Below are 16813 nucleotides of genomic sequence, written 5' to 3'. Positions count from 1 at the left end.
CTGCCGTTTTATGAATTTCATTCATAGCGGCTATTTAATGTGCGTAATTATCTTTCCTCCCGACTTCGTTAGTCTTGGTCACATGCGGACACACTCATTATGTCCTGATATGACCAGCCTGAGCGACTGGCCAAAGGTATCGTCTGATAGGGGCTAAATACTCTTATCGAAGAAGACGTCCAGCTTTTGCAAAGCCTTGTCGACGTACTCAGGAACCCAATACGTCTCGATATGGGTAGCGCCATCGATCAGGAAGAGTTCTTTGTCTTTTGTTCCGGTGGCTTTCGCAAACGCATCTTCCGTCATATAGAGCGTGTCGGCTTTTGTACCAGCAATCATCAGCAGCGGTTTATTGATGAGATTGATATGGTCCGTAACGTCAAAACTCATCAAATCTAACAGGCTGCTTGTCGTGTATTTAAACGTAGAGTTCGGGTGCGCGTGAGTTTTCCAGTAGTACTCATAGCCCTGTCGATATAAGGCAAAGGGTAACTTAGCGATCTGTTCATCAGTCAGATTGGCATCACCGGAGTACAGGACTTCGCCTCCGGAAGCTTCCTGAGCACGTGCGTCAGAAGCCTGCTGAAGACGCTGCTGAATAGTATCCAGCTGTGAGTCCTGAAAACCGTTGCGGCGCACCAGGCCTGAATTAAACATGCTGATGGTTGCGATCGATTTAAACCGTTGATCCGTTTCGGCCGCAACAAGTGAATAACCGCCACCTCCGCAAATACCCAGCAGACCGAGGCGGGAAGTATCCACTCCCGGATACTGGCTGATGTAGTCAGCCATGCCGTGGATATCCTCGATGCGATTAGCGGGTTTATCCACGCTGCGAGGCATCCCACCGCTCGCGCCCTGATAAGCCGCGTCGGCAGTAATCGTGATGTAGCCCTGTTCGGCGAGACGCTGGGCATACAAGCCTGCGACCTGCTCTTTTACGCCGCCATTCGGATGTGCAACCACCACGGCAGGGTATTTTTTGGCGGGATCGTAGTTAGCAGGGGTATAGACATTCGCAGCTATCTGAATGCCATGCAGATCGTACTTCACCGGATGAATGTTGACCTTGCCTTTGACGTTCTCAGTAATGGCACCGTCATAGGCCAGGGTGAATGGATTTTTTTTGTAATCAGCCGCATTGACTGAGGTGGCCCCGGTTATTGCCGTGAGCAGTATTGCAGTTAACAGATTGAATTTCATGGTCTCTCCCGATGAGTTTCAGGCTTGCGGATTTAAATGTGCAGACTCAGGTTAGAGAGAGAGGCCTGTCAGCATCGTGACAGGTAAATAACATTTTTGTCAGCAAGCAGACTGAGATGGCTTCATGTTTCTGACAATGCTGTCAGGTAAGCGTCAGCTTTATGTTGGCAATCAAGAGGCAGAATAAGCCCGATTGAAAAGTTAAGAGGAAATCCCGTTATGCGCCTGTTGCTAGTCGAAGATGAAGAAAAAACGTCAACCTATCTCAACCGTGCGTTGAGTGAATCCGGATTTACGGTAGATGTCTCTGCAGATGGCGCAGAAGGTCTTCATTACGCGCTGGAGCTTGACTACGACGCGATAATCCTTGATGTGATGCTGCCGGGGATGGATGGCTACCGGGTACTCGAGGGGCTGCGAGCCGTCAAACAAACGCCGGTACTGATGCTCTCGGCCCGCGGTTCGGTCGACGAGCGCGTCAAAGGGCTTCGACTTGGCGCGGATGATTATCTCCCTAAGCCCTTTTCGCTGATTGAACTGGTGGCGCGCATTCAGGCTCTGGTGCGTCGCCGCTCCACGGATGGCGCAGACATCACCCAGCTGCAAATTCACGATCTGCATCTCGACCTGCTGGCACGCCGCGTATTTCGCGCCGGAACGCGACTGGAGTTGACCGCAAAAGAGTTTTCCCTGTTGAGTCTTCTCGCCCGGCATCAGGGGGAGATTCTGTCAAAAATGATGATTGCTGAGCAGATATGGGACATGAATTTTGACAGCGATGCCAATGTGGTTGAAGTCGCCATTAAACGTCTGCGAGCCAAAGTGGATGCCCCATTCGACGTCAAACTGTTACATACCGTTCGTGGCATGGGGTATGTCCTCGAAGTCCGGTCGGAATAAATGAAGAGGCTCAGCATGCCTAAACGTTCCATCTCCGTTCACCTGGCGCTGATGTTTGCCTTATCCGCGCTGCTGATTGTGTCCATTATCGGTATCTTGCTCAGAAGCTCCTTACATGACTCTTTGCAAAAGCAGATGCACAACGAGCTGCTGTTCCGGGAATCATTAATGAGCCCGTGGATCACCGCACGAACCTCGGCTGACGGCTGGTCGACGTTGGCTAATAAATTTACTCTGCTAACCAATTCTGAAGGTGAGCGCGTTCGTTACTGGATAGTGAGCGATAACCCGCGCTTTAGCATGGGGGGAATACCACCGGTGGGCGTTCAGTGGTCTTCTTTGCAGGAGGGATTTAATAAAGTGCCCGGCGCATCGGAAGGTGCATGCTCACTGTTCCTGTTAGTGAAAACCATCCCCGCCAACGGTGAAAGGCCTGAGCTGCGCTATGTGGTTGCCATCGACTCTACGCCGTATATGGGCACACTCGATGCGTTCACACGAACGCTGCTGATTATTGTCGCGCTGGGCGTATTGATTGTCGCCTTACTGGGATACGTTGTTTCACGGATTGGCCTGCGTCCGGTGGGCATGCTCAGTCAGCAGGCACAACACCTTGCACCAGGTGACCATGGCCAGCGCCTGAATACCTGCGCGTTGCCCGAAGAACTGCAGCAACTGGCATCATCATTTAACGGCGTGTTAGAGCGTCAGGAAATCGCCTGGCGACAGCTCGAGAGCTTTAATGCCGATGTTGCGCATGAACTTCGTACCCCGCTGACTAACCTGATCGGCCAGACGCAACTCGGGCTATCACGCCGACGTTCACAAGATGAACTGGAAGAGTTATTGGGTTCAAACCTGGAGGAGCTTGAACGCATGACGTCGATAGTTAACGACATGCTGTTCCTGTCTCATGCGCACGCGGGTGAACATGCTTCCCAGCTTACGCAAGTCTCCCTGCGAGAAGAAACCCTGAAAACAGCGGAATATGTTGAACCCTCTTTTGCTGAAAAACAGCTTTCGCTGGAGGTTGAGGGCGACGTCACGGCGCATATCGACAGGCGGCTGTTTCACCGTTCACTGGCTAATTTGCTGGAAAATAGCGCCAGGCATTCCCCCTCCAATAGCACGGTTACGGTGCGCTTAAGCGAAAAAGGCAATCAAGTTTGTGTAGACGTTTCTAACCCTGGCGATCCGATAGCGCCAGAGCACTTACACCGGCTTTTCGAACGGTTCTATCGTGTTGACACCTCCCGAGCCAGGAGTGATACCCATCATGGGCTGGGCCTGTCGATTGTCCGTGCCGTCGCCATTATGCACCGGGGAGATGTCTTTGCCCGTAGCGAGAACGGTATCAATACCTTTGGCCTGACGTTTGCTAAACAGCCTGACGCTATCCGAATCGGGAGACTGATTTCAGAGACAAAATCGGGATCTCCGCGCGCAAAGACTTCTGACAAAATTGTCAGAGAGTCGTCAGTCTGATGTCAGGCTATCTGCGCCAGAATCACTGCTGATACTCACCACGGCTGATTGAAGGAATGAAACAGTGAGAATGAAAAAGGTATTTAGCGGGTTTCTGGCGATGATGGTCATGGGGCTTCTGGGGCAGCCCGCGTTCGCATCAGAGGATTCATCCGCACACGCCCGTACGCTGATTATCTACTTTTCACAACCAGAGGAGATGAAACCTGGTGCCGTGGATGGTTTTTCCGGGGCCAGCGTATTACAAAAAAATACGCCAGAGACTGGCAGCACGCAGTTTATTGCGCAACTGATTCAGAAGCAGACTCACGGCGACCTGTTTCGCATTGAAACCGCCACTCCCTACCCTCGCCAGCATGATGCACTTTTGCGCGTTGCCGAAAAGGAACAGCAAACGAAAGCCAGACCCTCGCTAAAAACGCCGCTCCCTGACCTGAGCAGTTACGACACCATTTACGTCGGCTACCCCATCTGGTGGTATACCATGCCAATGGTGATATACAGCCTCTTTGAGCAAAATGACTTTGCAGGCAAAACGGTCGTTCCCTTTACCACCCATGGTGGCAGCAGGTTAGCCGACTCCCTGCGAGAAATTGCTCGCATGCAGCCACAGGCCAAATTAGTCACTCGTGCGCTCGCGATCTCGCGCAACGATATTTCAGCTCCTGACGTACCCGCGCAGGTTGAGCAATGGGTAAAACAAGTCCAGCCACAGCGTTAATCCATCGACATGAAGAAAATTTATATTTTCCAGGTCATGCAGGATGCGCTGATGACGTTACTTCTGTTGGTATTGATGGGATTTCACCTTCACGGTGAAATCGTGCATGAATGGGCGGGTATTATTTTTACGCTGCTCATCATGCTGCATTTATATCTTAACCGGCATCGCTTGTGGTCACTGTCGCCCAATATTCCGTTAACCATGCTGGTAGTTAACAGAATCATTAATGCAGTGACATTCGTTGTCATTCTGACCGCGATTGTCTCTGGCATGATGCTGTCCCGACATATCCTTCTGGACCAGGCGTTCCACAACCCGGCGAGCTGGGTCAGGAAAGTACACATGACGTCGGTCCACTGGGGAATGCTCATTCTGGCGCTGCATATCGGGTTGCACTGGAAAATGCTGGCAACCTTTTTCTGCCGGGTCCTGAACATCTCCAGCAATTCATTCTTTGCAAATGTCATGATGCCAGGAGTTTTTTCGCTAATCGCACTACTGGGATTGTACGAATTACTGAACCAGGACTATCTCGATTATTTGTTGATAAAGGTCGATTTCTCCTTTTTCGATTACGATCAATCTGCCCTTCTTTTTTATCTACGCTACCTGGCCATCATTGTTTTATTTTCATTAATGACACGGTTTTCGCTTTGGTGCCTTATTTTTAGAAAAGACAAAGCAGCGTCACCATAATAAGGGTTAACTGACAAAATTGTCAGGCTGGCGTCAGTCTGACGACATCTCCCCCTGATTAGAATCATTGCAGACCCTCTCCATCATTGTAGATAAGGACGCTTTGCATGATCAGACATTTACGTTACCTCGGGCTGTTACTGCCCCTCTTTACGTTTTCATCCTGGGCGGCGGAGCAAAATCCCGCTGTCCATATCGCCACCGCCGGAAGCGAGAATGCGGTGTACGGGCCAGCAGAGAACTTTACCGGTCGCGTCCGGGTTGATCCTCTCTTCAAACCAGATAACGAAATTAGCGTTTCCGGGGCTTATGTCACCTTTGAGCCAAGTGCTCGTTCCGCCTGGCATACGCATCCGGCAGGCCAGCGGCTGATTGTGACCTCGGGAGTTGGGCTTACCCAACAAGAAGGCCAGCCGTTGCAGGTCATCCGCGCTGGCGACGTTGTCTCTTGCCCTGCGGGCGTCAAACACTGGCACGGGGCGGCCCCCGGCAGCGCAATGACGCACCTGGCGATAACCGGGATTGTGGATGGCAAAAGCGTTAACTGGATGGAGAAAGTGACAGATGAACAATACCACGCCCATTAAGGCATTAACGGCAGCGGTACTGCTGACCTTTGGTTTAGGTCTCACGGCACATGCTGCGCCCGTCAATAAAGGAGCCTCAGAAATGAACCACGAACAAACGGTTTCAGATACGCTGTCAGCTCGCCAGCAAGCCATCCCGTTGATTGCGGCATCAATGGCCAGCAGTCAGATGGATAAGCTGAATGCCGCACTGAATCAGGGGCTTGATGCAGGACTCACGATAAACGAGACCAAAGAGATTCTCGTCCAGCTCTATGCCTATACGGGATTTCCCCGTAGCCTGAACGCGCTGAATGAACTGATGAAAGTCGTCGAAGCACGTAAACAACGTGGCGTTGAAGACGTTGAAGGTAAAGAGCCGGTCGCCGCCATCCCTGTCGGAGATGAGCTTCGCCGCGTCGGTACCGCAAACCAGACTAAAATCTCCGGCGCCCCCGTCCAGGGACCTCTGTTTGATTTTGCCCCGGTCATTAATCAATTCCTACAAACGCATCTGTTCGGTGACATTTTCGCCCGCGATAACCTCGACTGGCAAAGCCGCGAGTTGGCAACGGTTGGCGCATTAGCCGCCACGCCGGGCGTTGAAGCTCAGCTGTTATCGCATACGCGAGCCAGCATGCGAGTCGGCCTGACGGCAGCGCAACTGCGCCAACTGGCACAGGTTCTGCGTGAACATGGCGAAGAAGATGCAGCTACGCGGGCGGAACAGGCGCTGCAACGGGCGTTAGCAAACAGTTAGGCGTTGGTTTGAGACGATACGGTGCTAATCCTCCGCATTCATGAGTCTGCCAAATAAGGGCAATCAAAGGTGCTAAATAATTCACGCTGACAACTCAGATATGATTGAACGGCAAACATAACAGAGGATGTAATCTTGAAAACTGTCTTAAAAACGCTGGCCATCTGCGCGATGGCGGGTGGCATGGTGGCTCAGTCGGTATACGCCGAGCCGCTGGTCATTCAGGAACAGGGAAGCTTTTCTGCTGGTGGCACTATCATCACCGCACCAGGGAAATTTGACGCGAAAACACCGCTGGACTCTGCGGGTCAAACCTGGCATGGCGATCATGCATCTGTGTTCTACCAAATTCCGGAAAATCCGCATAAATACCCTATCGTCATGCTGCACGGCGCAGGTCAGTTCTCCCGCACCTGGGAAACCACGCCGGATGGTCGCGAAGGGTTCCAGAACATATTCCTGCGTCGTGGATTCTCAACTTATCTGGTCGATCAGCCGCGTCGGGGCAGCGCCGGGCGCACTACGGTAGAAGGTACTGTTACGCCTAAACCGGATGAACAGATGTGGTTTAACCAGTTCCGCGTTGGCGTGTGGCCGGAGTATTTTAAGGGCGTTCAGTTTTCTCACGACAAAGAAGCCCTGAATCAGTATTTCCGTCAGATGACCCCGAATACCGGGCCGTTTGATATCAATGTTATCTCTGATGCAATGTCCGCCGTCGTGGATAAATCTGGCCCGGCTATCCTTTTCACCCACTCCCAGGGTGGCGGACCAGGCTGGTACACGGCGATGAAAAATGACAAGGTCAAAGCCATTGTCGCCTTCGAGCCTGGTAGCAGCTTTGTCTTCCCGGAGAAAGAGCTCCCTGCCCCAATGCCAAGCGCGTTCGACACGCTGAAGGGTGAACCGGTGCCGATGGAGCAGTTTATGGCACTGACTAAAATTCCGATTCTGATTATTTACGGCGATAACATCCCTGATAAACCTGTCGCCATGCCCGCGCAGGACAGCTGGCGCGTACGTCTGGCAATGGCTCGCGAGTGGCGTGACGTGGTGAACAAGCATGGCGGGGATGTCACTGTGACGCATCTGCCTGAGGAAGGAATCAAAGGTAATACCCACTTCCCGTTCTCGGATCTGAATAACGTGCAGATTGCTGATATGGTGAGTCAGTTCCTGAAGGAGAAAGACCTGCAATAGAAAGAGATAATATTGAGCCTTCATTATTGAGGGCTCAATACAATCATCAGCTTTATCAAAAAATGGGTTGCGTCCATCGGTTGAACTCACAGCGAAAGGTGGACCTTTGTTACGAGGTGATGAAATTTTCCTCAAAGTCAGGATATTAGAATACCTCTTGCCCTCAGGCTATGTTTGCCTGAAATGATGGATTTCAGTAGGCGAAGGCGGCTTTCAATGAGATGAGCTGCAAGTAATTTTGCCACTTTCTCAGCGTCCATCGAGCGAAGCGTATAAAATATTTTGCGATGATCTTCCCAGGCAGGATTCGACCAAACCCCAGCATTGTAAGCATCAAAAACGGCGATCAGCAGGGCAAAATCCGGATGGATAAAGACCCCGGCTCGCAGATCCAACTCGACGATAAAGGCCTGTTAATTTTAAATAAAATTTAATGGCTAAATCGACACCCTGTGATTTTTTATAATCGGGGCGTTTTTATCTTCAGAACCTATTAACTCCAGCCTTGTTGACTACGACGAATATAAGGTAATACGGATAATAAAGCCAGAACCGCTAATACCATTCCAATCCATAAAGCTGAACGCAAACCGAAACCTGATGAAATTGCCATTCCACCTAAATAAGAACCGCCACCTAATCCAATATTGATAACTGAAGTATGAACGGCATTGACCATTGGGCCTGGATGTGCCACGCTGACAATTCTTGCCATCATTGCCGGATTCATTGGCACGCCAGATAAACCGATGAGTATAACAGCCAGAATAGCAATAACCTGATATTGAACAAATAGTGCCATGCCGAGCAAAGAAATACTCAATATTGTTAAGCCGACAACCATAACAGCTAAACTATGGCGATATGCAAGACGTCCCGTTATCATATTTCCGATGATATTAGCTAGTCCATAAAGCATCAGAATGAAGGGGACGGTCTGCATTGTAAATTCACTGACATCAGTCAGCACGGGAACAAAATAACTGAATGCCGCAAAACTTGCGCCCAAAATCAAACAGCTGGTTGCACAGGCTTTCCAATAGGCTTTGTTTTTAAATGCCTTAATCTCTTCAGCCATTTTGATAGCACAGCCGCCGCTCATATGTGGCAATAAGCGAACTAATGCTAACAGACACATGAAAACCAGGACCGCGACCAGCCCAAAACTCATTTTCCAGCCCCAGTGCTGGTCAATAATTGTTGCGATAGGTACACCAAAGACATTAGATACCATAAAACCGGCTATTACTATTGATGCGGCACGAGGGCGATTTTCTACAGATACAAGAGCCATACTTGTAGCAAGTGAAAGACTTAAACACCCTGCACACAAAATACCGGTCACGATTCGAATTGCAACTAACACATTGTAATCAGAGACAAAGACGCTTAATCCTTGTACGATAACATATAACCCTAACAACCATAATAACGTTGAGCGATAGGGTGCTTTAAACTTAAGAAAAGCGTAGGTTAATACCGGGCCACCTAGGGAAGGTGCGAACAAGTTCCTGATATGAGATCATCATATTCATCCGGAGCGCATCCCAGAGGGACATCATGAGCCATCAACTCACCTTCGCCGATAGTGAATTCAGCACTAAGCGCCGTCAGACCCGAAAAGAGATTTTCCTCTCCCGCATGGAGCAGATTCCGCCATGGCAGAATATGACCGCTGTCATCGAGCCGTTTTATCCCAAGGCGGGCAATGGCCGACGGCCCTATCCGCTGGAGACCATGCTGCGTATTCACTGCATGCAGCATTGGTACAACCTGAGCGACGGTGCCATGGAAGATGCCCTGTACGAAATCGCCTCCATGCGCCTGTTTGCCCGATTATCCCTGGATAGCGCCCTGCCGGATCGCACCACCATCATGAATTTCCGCCACCTGCTGGAGCAGCATCAACTGGCCCGTCAATTGTTCAAGACCATCAATCGCTGGCTGGCCGAAGCAGGCGTCATGATGACCCAAGGCACTTTGGTGGATGCCACCATCATTGAGGCACCCAGCTCTACCAAGAACAAAGAGCAGCAACGCGATCCGGAGATGCATCAGACCAAGAAAGGCAATCAGTGGCACTTTGGCATGAAGGCCCACATTGGTGTCGATGCCAAGAGTGGCCTGACCCACAGCCTAGTCACCACCGCGGCCAACGAGCATGACCTCAATCAGCTGGGTAATCTGCTTCATGGAGAGGAGCAATTTGTCTCAGCCGATGCCGGCTACCAAGGAGCGCCACAGCGCGAGGAGCTGGCCGAGGTGGATGTGGACTGGCTGATCGCCGAGCGTCCCGGCAGGGTAAAAACCTTGAAGCAGCATCCGCGCAAGAACAAAACGGCCATCAACATCGAATACATGAAAGCCAGCATCCGTGCCAGGGTGGAGCACCCGTTTCGCATCATCAAGCGGCAGTTCGGCTTCGTGAAAGCCAGATACAAGGGGCTGCTGAAAAACGATAACCAACTGGCGATGTTATTCACCCTGGCCAACCTGTTTCGGGTGGACCAAATGATACGTCAGTGGGAGAGATCTCAGTAAAAACCGGAAATAACGCCAGAAATGGTGGAAAAAATAGCCTAAATAGGCTGATTCGATGTGTTTGCGGGAAAAAAATCGGCCCAGATCCGCGAAATTTTAATCAGCGAGTCAGCTTGGGAAGAAATGACCTGCTTATTCGCACCTTCCCTAGCATTACACCGAATGCATAATATGAAATCAAATGCCCCACTTCACCGACTGTAACACCAAATGCTTCAGATAGCGTGGTCATCATACCCGCCACCATTAACTCTGCTGTACCTAATGAAAAAATGGCCAACCCTAAAATATATATGACTAATGGCATGGTTTTTTATTTTCTCCCTTGTATTGGAACGATCATTACAAAAATGAATGCAAGAAATTAATGAAGTTTTTCGCTTAAATTTATAAATTGATTAACAGACCAGCGACGACATCTTCGAGGATTTTTCTATCTGAAATGTTTTTATTTAGTACACGTAAGCCGTAATAGCCAGCCATAAAGCCTCTCGCCATTTCGACGGCTGATGCCTTATTGCTTAATTCACCACTTCGTTGACCTTCGATAAATACCGTCACCAGTGTTTGTTCTAAATGCTGACGATATTCATTATTCAGGCTAGCAACGGCTTCATCTTTACTGCCCATCTCCAGGGCTGAAAATAAGACCATCGCATCATGCTGCTCTGGCTGAGAAAGATCTTCGGCGATACCCCAAAGCAGAAGGGTATGCAATCGCTCTTTTACCAGACCTGGTTGCGTGAGTATTGTCAACTGTGCTGACATAGTTTGTTCATGGCTGCGCAACAAAGCTTGCTCGTACAGGGCTTGCTTGCTTCCAAAGGCATTGTATAAGCTCCCCCGCCCTAATCCCGTACCATTGCATAAATCTTGCGCAGAGGTGCCTGCATAACCATTGGCGCTGAAAACAGCGACGGCAGCATCAATGACATCCTGATCTTCGAACTTTCGTGGACGACCTGGAAAGGTTGGTTTTTCAGCACTCATAGGGATGTGGGACTTGAAATGAGTTGAGGCGGCATAGTATTGATTATGGAACGATCAGTCAAATAATTTTCATGAAAAAAAACAGCGGTGATGCGCAGACAGATTTTCTTATGAATTGCCACGCACCACAGCTTTAGTTTTTACGCGTGATGGTTAATCATCATACCTGAATCTGCCGTATTTTAATGAACATCCAACTTCCGCTTCTTGCACAACGCCGGCCGTCAGCACGCCACAAATTAATGAACACATCTAATAAACCCTAGCTAATTACCCCATCTAATCGAATAAATAACTTTGCGTTATGCTTTTCCTCGACAACAGCCAAAGGATAACGTCATGCAAACTGTAAAACTGAACAACGGTATTGAAATGCCCCTGCTGGGCTTTGGTGTGTTTCAAATGTCTGATGCCGCTGAATGCGAAAGAGCCGTGATTGATGCCATCGATACGGGATACCGCCTGATCGATACCGCCGCGTCTTACCAGAATGAAACCCAGGTCGGGAACGCTCTGAAACAAAGCGGTATCGACCGTAACGAACTCTTTGTAACGACCAAGCTGTGGCTGCAGGATACTCATTACGAAGGCGCTAAAGCCCAGTTCGAACGCTCCCTGAATCGTCTGCAACTTGATTATGTTGACCTGTATCTGATTCACCAGCCTTACGGTGATGTTCATGGGGCATGGCGTGCCATGGAAGAATTACAACAGGCAGGAAAAATTCGCGCCATTGGCGTCAGCAACTTCCATCCTGACAGACTGGCCGACCTTATCGCCTTCAACAACGTTGCCCCTGCGGTAAACCAGATTGAAGTTAACCCCTTCAACCAGCAGCTGCATGCCGTTCCCTGGAATCAAAGCCGTGGCATTCAGCCGGAAGCCTGGGCTCCGTTTGCTGAAGGGAAAAATGGTCTGTTCCAGCATCCCGTGTTAACGGCAATTGGTCAGAAGTACGGCAAAAGCGTGGGCCAGGTTGTTCTGCGTTGGATCTTCCAGCGAGGCATCATTTCACTGGCGAAATCGGTGCGCAAAGAACGCATGGCAGAGAACATTAACATTCTCGATTTTGAACTCAGTTCTGAAGATATGCTGCAGATTGCTGCCCTCGACACTGCAACCAGCGCCTTCTTCTCTCACCGCGATCCGGCGATGGTGGAATGGCTGACCGGCCGCAAACTTGATGTTTAAGTCGCGATAAAAGAGGTATTCATTCAATGCAAAAACGTTATCTGGGTAAATCCCGACTCGAAGTATCCGCGCTTGGGCTCGGCTGCATGGGCTTAAGCCATGGCTACGGTCCGGCGACCGATACCCGTCAGGCTATCGAGCTCATTCGCGCTGCGGTTGAACGTGGCGTCACCTTCTTCGATACCGCTGAAGTGTATGGCCCCTTTCTTAATGAAGAGGTTGTAGGCGAAGCCTTAAAACCGTTTCGTGACCGTTTGGTTATTGCCACCAAGTTTGGTTTTACCTTCGGTGCGGACAACAAGCAGCAGATTTTAAACAGCCGTCCGGAGCATATCCGTGAAGCTGTGGAAGGATCATTACGCCGCCTTAAGACTGATGTCATTGATCTGCTGTATCAACACCGTGTCGACCCGGATGTCCCCATTGAAGATGTCGCGGGAACTGTGAAAGACCTGATAGCGGAAGGCAAAGTCAAACATTTCGGTCTGTCCGAAGCGGGCGCACAAACCATTCGTCGTGCACATGCTGTTCAACCGGTTACTGCGCTGCAAAGCGAATACTCTCTGTGGTGGCGCGAGCCTGAGCAGGAAATCCTGCCGTTACTGGAGGAACTGGGTATTGGTTTCGTTCCCTTCAGCCCATTAGGCAAAGGCTTCCTGACGGGATCGATTAAGCCAGGAACCACTTTTGGCAAGGATGATTACAGAAGCCAAGTGCCGCGTTTCGCCGAGCAGGCGATTGAAGCCAATGAAAAGCTGGTCACCTTGCTGGGTGAACTGGCGGCAGAGAAAGGCGTGACGTCTGCGCAAATCGCGCTGGCATGGCTGCTGGCACAAAAGCCGTGGATTGTTCCTATCCCTGGTACCACCAAACTACACCGGCTGGAGGAAAACCTGGGGGCTGCCGACATCATTCTTTCGCAGAAGGATACGCAGCAGATAACCCAGGCGCTGGAAACGATTAACATCGTCGGTGAACGTTACTCTCCTGAGCACCTGGCCCGCGTAGGCCGTTAATACCCGAACGGGTCTACGGACCCGTTATTGGGCGTAGCGAAGTGCATCGATCATCAGCGCAAATGCGGGCGGGTGCTGCTTACGGCTCGGGTAGTAAAGATAATATCCAGGGAAAGACGGACACCAGTCCTGCAGAACCTGAATAAGCTCTCCTGACTTTATATAATCCTGCACCCTGTCTTCAGGCATACAGGCAATGCCAAAACCGGATAAAGCAGCATCAATCCTTTCTGCCTGCTGGTTAAACGTTACCTGCCCTTCCACTCTGACCCGTAACGGTTTCCCTTCCTTCTCAAACTCCCAGTGATAAAGCCCACCGGCAGTCGGCAGGCGCATATTGATGCACCGATGATTTTGTAGCTCGTGCGGCGTTTCAGGTGCAGGGTTTGCCGCGAAGTAAGACGGTGCTCCCACCACGGCCATGCGCATGTCCGGGCCAATTCTTACAGCAACCATATCCTTATCCACGCTTTCGCCCAGGCGGATCCCGGCATCAAAACGGCCCTCAACAATATCTACAAAGCCGTTATCAACCACCAGTTCGAGATTAATTTCCGGATATTCCCTGAGGAAAGGTTTTAACTTTGGCCATACCAGACTTCGCGCGGCATGCTCCCCAGCAGATAAGCGGATATTGCCGGAGGCAGTGCCGTTCAGTTGAACCAGCGATTCCAGCTCCTGTTCAAGATCGGCAATACGCGGTTCAAGGCAGGCAATAATTCGCTCACCGGCTTCCGTAGGGGCAACGCTTCGGGTCGTACGGGTCAGAAGGCGGATATTGAGCCTTTCCTCCAGCGCCTTCATCGCATGGCTGAGTGCAGACTGAGAAACACCCAGTTTGCCCGCTGCTTTGGTAAAACTTCGCTCCCTTGCCACCACCAGAAAGATTTGCAGTTCGTTGAAGTTTTCTTTGAGCATCGGCGATTTCCTTATGGTGGCATTCCCTTCATCGCGCACTCATGAAGGGTGTTCATAGACACAATCATTTTAGCCCTATTACTGACAATAATGATAATTGATATTCTGGCTGTAGAGAAAATAAGTCTGAATTATCAGAAGGTTTATCATGAAAATACTCATTGCAGGCGCGACCGGAAGTATTGGTCTTCATGTCGTGAATACCGCTATCGAAATGGGCCATCAGCCCGTGGCGCTGGTCAGAAATAAACGGAAAGTAAAATTACTTCCGCGTGGAACGGATGTTTTTTACGGCGATGTTTCAATGCCTGAAACACTTACCAATTTGCCGAAAGATATTGATGCCATCATCTTCACTCTCGGTTCCGATGGCCAGGGGCGTATTGGCGCCAGAGCGATAGATTACGGCGGTGTGCGTAACATTTTACGACTCTTCAGGGATACACCTGTACGCATCGGTTTAATGACCACGATTGGCGTGACTGAACGGCTCAGTACCTGGAATCAACGCACTGAGGTTCATGACTGGAAAAGACGTGCCGAACGTCTGGTCAGAGCGAGTGGTCACCCCTATACCATAGTCAGACCCGGCTGGTTTGATTACAACAATGATGATGAACACAGAATCGTTTTGCTCCAGGGGGATCGTCGCCATGCAGGAACACCAGAAGATGGTGTGATATCAAGGCAGCAAATCGCCCAGGTTCTGGTCAGTGCCCTGACCAACGAGGCGGCAAAAAATAAAACGTTTGAGCTGGTGGCCGAACGAGGCGAAGCACCGCCGGATCTTACTCCACTGTTTGCAGACCTGCAGGCTGATGATCCACAAAAAAATGATGGCGTTTTAGATATAGACAATATGCCTCTGTGTGAAGAACCTGAGTGCATTATTAACGAGCTGAACCGCACGGGGTTGCTGAAATCTATAAATAAATCATAAGCATCTCGACAAGGCTATATCATAGTCCTCTTATAATGAGCGTTAATTTATGTTCACAACAGAAGACATCATCGATGAGATAACCCGAGCGATTGATTTAAACTTACACAAATCGCTGAAGGTAAGTTCAGCGTATCGATGATCAGGCATGCTTCAGCCAGTTCCGGAATATTTGCGCTTGCAGTATTCCCTGAAAATCAATCAGCCCTGAGCAACCAAGTTTCTTGATCAGATTCTGCCTGGCCTGGTAAATGGTTTTTAAGTGTAGATTTAACATGGCAGATATCTCAAAAACAGTTCGCCCCTCCCCTAGCTGCGTTAAAATATATTTATCTCGCGCAGTCAAGGAGATATTGAGTTCCGATTGATGCTCGTGCTTACCACCAGCACAAGTAATATCAATAATAAATTGCTTGATTGAGGCAACATCGCTATCTACTGGCAGTCTGTAAAGTGAGATATCATTGAGATACTGATACAGATGACCATCAATCAGCAGCACCAGACGATATGTATTCAGATCGTAATTTTGCTTTTTTACCGCGTCAAAGTGATTAGCGGTGAAGAAAACAAATCGCGCCTTGTCATCTTCAAAAACGATATCTGCAAGGATATTCTTTAACCCTTGCCTGATATAGATATCATCAATCCATAAAACTGCGTTTCCAGCATGTTCCTGCACGATGTTCATCATTATGACCTCAACGAAAAATCACCATTGACCTCACCGGGCTGCGAAGTTTTATCGAGTTGAAGATGTGCCAGAATCTGTGAATAGAGATCGGTCAGTATCACATTCTTCTCATTCTTCAACTGCGTGCTGAATGCCTGAATAAGAACATCATTACTGATACAACCCTGTTTTAACATGACATTACGCTCTATATCCTTATACAAAGCGCAGCGGAAAATAAAATCTTCCGGAATTGAATTAGCCATATCAACTCCATAATATGCAGTCATAAAAATAAGAGGATGCTATGTATAGTCTTAATCCAAACAGCGAAGCGACAGAACTTACATCATACAATAATTGTGCTGTGTATTTATATTAATGTGCTATCTCATTAGACGTCATCAGCCGTATAACGTAACACTATTTCCAGGGTTTTTCTGATAATGTCTGCCTTGACAACATCAGTTGTTGACTCCAGCGAACTAATCAGGCTTAAAATGATGTTTTTATTATTAACATTATCACCTGCCAGAATTACATTTGTTACCGCCTGCCCCAATACCACTGACTCATCTGCTAATAGTTCACCTGCATTATGGAAGTAACTTGATAAAGCTTTATCCGTCATTACACTGTGGACATTAATTTCATGAAGCATGGTAACCTCGCTTGTATAGTCTGGAGAATTATCTTTAATGTAATTTAGGGTTTTTGCTGGCACTGAAAGCACTCTCATCTCTCGTTTTTTCCGGTTTTCTGCTTATCTTCCCCGGATTAACATTTGTGAAATCATTGATAACGCTGTCAATTAATTGTTTACGTGTACCATCCATTTCACTGGCATGCATAAGCCGCAATTGCTTAATCAGTGCAGCTAACGAAACGTCTTTATGCATTCGCAAAATTTCTAGCACAGCCAAACCTGTAATTTCATGTTTCAAGCGTTCACTGTCAGGTTTCTTCATAACTCCTTCACTACTTACCCATTATCATAGTAGGGCTTTATT

At 49.2% G+C, this 16813-nt stretch carries 20 protein-coding genes and 1 pseudogene; 13 read left to right on the top strand and 8 right to left on the bottom strand.

Annotated elements, in window-relative coordinates:
* Positions 1–153 precede the first annotated feature (153 nt).
* Positions 154–1203 (bottom strand): alpha/beta hydrolase, encoded by a 1050-nt coding sequence (locus tag HV311_RS10675; protein ID WP_016153322.1) that lies wholly within the window; start codon positions 1201–1203, stop codon positions 154–156.
* Positions 1204–1422: 219 nt separating this feature from the next.
* Here HV311_RS10675 and HV311_RS10670 point away from each other — a divergent pair, with 219 nt between their 5' ends.
* From HV311_RS10670 to HV311_RS28000, 8 genes and pseudogenes are all read left to right on the top strand, one after another.
* On the top strand, positions 1423–2103 hold the full coding sequence (locus HV311_RS10670) for a heavy metal response regulator transcription factor (RefSeq protein WP_191221074.1): 681 nt from the start codon (positions 1423–1425) through the stop codon (positions 2101–2103).
* Between the two features lie 15 nt (positions 2104–2118).
* A complete protein-coding gene (locus HV311_RS10665) occupies positions 2119–3588 on the top strand; it encodes a heavy metal sensor histidine kinase (RefSeq protein WP_191221073.1) in 1470 nt (489 codons plus the stop codon).
* A 70-nt stretch (positions 3589–3658) separates the two neighbouring features.
* Positions 3659–4309, top strand: coding sequence for a flavodoxin (locus HV311_RS10660; RefSeq protein WP_046275297.1), 651 nt, complete (start codon positions 3659–3661; stop codon positions 4307–4309).
* Between the two features lie 51 nt (positions 4310–4360).
* Positions 4361–5008: a DUF4405 domain-containing protein gene (locus HV311_RS10655; RefSeq protein ID WP_191221072.1), complete on the top strand. Its 648-nt coding sequence runs from the start codon at positions 4361–4363 to the stop codon at positions 5006–5008.
* Positions 5009–5115: 107 nt separating this feature from the next.
* Positions 5116–5595 carry a (R)-mandelonitrile lyase gene (locus HV311_RS10650; RefSeq protein ID WP_191221071.1) on the top strand — a complete coding sequence of 160 codons (480 nt, stop codon included), beginning with the start codon at positions 5116–5118 and terminating at the stop codon, positions 5593–5595.
* Positions 5573–6334 carry a carboxymuconolactone decarboxylase family protein gene (locus HV311_RS10645; RefSeq protein WP_137352333.1) on the top strand — a complete coding sequence of 254 codons (762 nt, stop codon included), beginning with the start codon at positions 5573–5575 and terminating at the stop codon, positions 6332–6334. Before HV311_RS10650 ends, HV311_RS10645 begins: the two co-directional genes overlap by 23 nt.
* A 135-nt stretch (positions 6335–6469) precedes the next feature.
* Positions 6470–7534, top strand: a complete 1065-nt coding sequence (locus HV311_RS10640; RefSeq protein WP_191221070.1) for an alpha/beta hydrolase — start codon at positions 6470–6472, stop codon at positions 7532–7534.
* A gap of 326 nt (positions 7535–7860) precedes the next feature.
* Positions 7861–7968: pseudogene (locus HV311_RS28000) on the top strand (glycine zipper 2TM domain-containing protein); the annotation flags it as partial.
* A 59-nt stretch (positions 7969–8027) separates the two neighbouring features.
* Here the strand turns inward: HV311_RS28000 and HV311_RS10635 are convergent.
* Positions 8028–9041 (bottom strand): MFS transporter, encoded by a 1014-nt coding sequence (locus HV311_RS10635; RefSeq protein ID WP_326928891.1) that lies wholly within the window; start codon positions 9039–9041, stop codon positions 8028–8030.
* A gap of 53 nt (positions 9042–9094) precedes the next feature.
* Between HV311_RS10635 and HV311_RS10630 the strand changes: the two genes are divergently transcribed.
* Together HV311_RS10630 and HV311_RS27995 are read left to right on the top strand one after the other, a co-directional pair.
* Positions 9095–10075, top strand: a complete 981-nt coding sequence (locus HV311_RS10630; RefSeq protein ID WP_016241585.1) for an IS5-like element ISKpn26 family transposase — start codon at positions 9095–9097, stop codon at positions 10073–10075.
* Complete coding sequence (locus HV311_RS27995; protein WP_326928890.1) at positions 10057–10245, top strand: hypothetical protein; 189 nt, start codon at positions 10057–10059, stop codon at positions 10243–10245. Before HV311_RS10630 ends, HV311_RS27995 begins: the two co-directional genes overlap by 19 nt.
* Positions 10246–10462: 217 nt before the next feature.
* Here the strand turns inward: HV311_RS27995 and HV311_RS10625 are convergent, their stop codons facing one another.
* The gene (locus HV311_RS10625; RefSeq protein WP_094761128.1) at positions 10463–11065 is read right to left on the bottom strand and encodes a TetR/AcrR family transcriptional regulator; all 603 of its coding nucleotides are present in this window, start codon (positions 11063–11065) and stop codon (positions 10463–10465) included.
* 339 nt (positions 11066–11404) lie between these two features.
* On the opposite strand from HV311_RS10625, the gene HV311_RS10620 reads away from it, so the two are divergent.
* Positions 11405–12256, top strand: a complete 852-nt coding sequence (locus tag HV311_RS10620) for an aldo/keto reductase (RefSeq protein WP_131346169.1) — start codon at positions 11405–11407, stop codon at positions 12254–12256.
* A 26-nt stretch (positions 12257–12282) separates the two neighbouring features.
* On the top strand, positions 12283–13272 hold the full coding sequence (locus tag HV311_RS10615; protein WP_191221069.1) for an aldo/keto reductase: 990 nt from the start codon (positions 12283–12285) through the stop codon (positions 13270–13272).
* Positions 13273–13296: 24 nt separating this feature from the next.
* Here HV311_RS10615 and HV311_RS10610 read toward each other — a convergent pair whose 3' ends face one another.
* Positions 13297–14190 carry a LysR family transcriptional regulator gene (locus HV311_RS10610; RefSeq protein WP_016156764.1) on the bottom strand — a complete coding sequence of 298 codons (894 nt, stop codon included), beginning with the start codon at positions 14188–14190 and terminating at the stop codon, positions 13297–13299.
* Positions 14191–14338: 148 nt separating this feature from the next.
* Between HV311_RS10610 and HV311_RS10605 the strand changes: the two genes are divergently transcribed.
* Positions 14339–15130 (top strand): SDR family oxidoreductase, encoded by a 792-nt coding sequence (locus tag HV311_RS10605; protein WP_191221068.1) that lies wholly within the window; start codon positions 14339–14341, stop codon positions 15128–15130.
* 142 nt (positions 15131–15272) lie between these two features.
* Here the strand turns inward: HV311_RS10605 and HV311_RS10600 are convergent, their stop codons facing one another.
* The 4 genes from HV311_RS10600 to HV311_RS10585 form a co-directional block, all read right to left on the bottom strand.
* The gene (locus HV311_RS10600) at positions 15273–15824 is read right to left on the bottom strand and encodes a LuxR C-terminal-related transcriptional regulator (RefSeq protein WP_191221067.1); all 552 of its coding nucleotides are present in this window, start codon (positions 15822–15824) and stop codon (positions 15273–15275) included.
* Positions 15824–16069: a hypothetical protein gene (locus HV311_RS10595; RefSeq protein WP_016156767.1), complete on the bottom strand. Its 246-nt coding sequence runs from the start codon at positions 16067–16069 to the stop codon at positions 15824–15826. The genes HV311_RS10600 and HV311_RS10595 overlap by 1 nt, the downstream gene beginning before the upstream one ends.
* 128 nt (positions 16070–16197) lie before the next feature.
* The gene (locus tag HV311_RS10590) at positions 16198–16464 is read right to left on the bottom strand and encodes a biofilm development regulator YmgB/AriR family protein (RefSeq protein WP_016153343.1); all 267 of its coding nucleotides are present in this window, start codon (positions 16462–16464) and stop codon (positions 16198–16200) included.
* 34 nt (positions 16465–16498) lie between these two features.
* Positions 16499–16771: a hypothetical protein gene (locus HV311_RS10585; RefSeq protein WP_016153344.1), complete on the bottom strand. Its 273-nt coding sequence runs from the start codon at positions 16769–16771 to the stop codon at positions 16499–16501.
* Positions 16772–16813: the final 42 nt, after the last annotated feature.

This window comes from Citrobacter sp. RHBSTW-00881, assembly GCF_013728515.1.
GTDB lineage: Bacteria > Pseudomonadota > Gammaproteobacteria > Enterobacterales > Enterobacteriaceae > Citrobacter > Citrobacter braakii.
Note: the sequence above shows the minus strand (reverse complement) of the source record. Positions and strands in the feature narration are given on the sequence as shown.

Bases quoted from the DNA above. Each gene is read 5' to 3' on its own strand.
- HV311_RS10600 (WP_191221067.1), bottom strand. From the start codon at position 15,824: ATGATGAACATCGTGCAGGAACATGCTGGAAACGCAGTTTTATGGATT.
- HV311_RS10585 (WP_016153344.1), bottom strand. From the start codon at position 16,771: ATGAAGAAACCTGACAGTGAACGCTTGAAACATGAAATTACAGGTTTG.
- HV311_RS10595 (WP_016156767.1), bottom strand. From the start codon at position 16,069: ATGGCTAATTCAATTCCGGAAGATTTTATTTTCCGCTGCGCTTTGTAT.
- HV311_RS10665 (WP_191221073.1), top strand. From the start codon at position 2,119: ATGCCTAAACGTTCCATCTCCGTTCACCTGGCGCTGATGTTTGCCTTA.
- HV311_RS10675 (WP_016153322.1), bottom strand. From the start codon at position 1,203: ATGAAATTCAATCTGTTAACTGCAATACTGCTCACGGCAATAACCGGG.
- HV311_RS10655 (WP_191221072.1), top strand. From the start codon at position 4,361: ATGACGTTACTTCTGTTGGTATTGATGGGATTTCACCTTCACGGTGAA.
- HV311_RS10630 (WP_016241585.1), top strand. From the start codon at position 9,095: ATGAGCCATCAACTCACCTTCGCCGATAGTGAATTCAGCACTAAGCGC.
- HV311_RS10615 (WP_191221069.1), top strand. From the start codon at position 12,283: ATGCAAAAACGTTATCTGGGTAAATCCCGACTCGAAGTATCCGCGCTT.
- HV311_RS10670 (WP_191221074.1), top strand. From the start codon at position 1,423: ATGCGCCTGTTGCTAGTCGAAGATGAAGAAAAAACGTCAACCTATCTC.
- HV311_RS10605 (WP_191221068.1), top strand. From the start codon at position 14,339: ATGAAAATACTCATTGCAGGCGCGACCGGAAGTATTGGTCTTCATGTC.
- HV311_RS10590 (WP_016153343.1), bottom strand. From the start codon at position 16,464: ATGCTTCATGAAATTAATGTCCACAGTGTAATGACGGATAAAGCTTTA.
- HV311_RS10660 (WP_046275297.1), top strand. From the start codon at position 3,659: ATGAAAAAGGTATTTAGCGGGTTTCTGGCGATGATGGTCATGGGGCTT.
- HV311_RS10625 (WP_094761128.1), bottom strand. From the start codon at position 11,065: ATGAGTGCTGAAAAACCAACCTTTCCAGGTCGTCCACGAAAGTTCGAA.
- HV311_RS10650 (WP_191221071.1), top strand. From the start codon at position 5,116: ATGATCAGACATTTACGTTACCTCGGGCTGTTACTGCCCCTCTTTACG.
- HV311_RS10610 (WP_016156764.1), bottom strand. From the start codon at position 14,190: ATGCTCAAAGAAAACTTCAACGAACTGCAAATCTTTCTGGTGGTGGCA.
- HV311_RS10645 (WP_137352333.1), top strand. From the start codon at position 5,573: ATGAACAATACCACGCCCATTAAGGCATTAACGGCAGCGGTACTGCTG.
- HV311_RS10620 (WP_131346169.1), top strand. From the start codon at position 11,405: ATGCAAACTGTAAAACTGAACAACGGTATTGAAATGCCCCTGCTGGGC.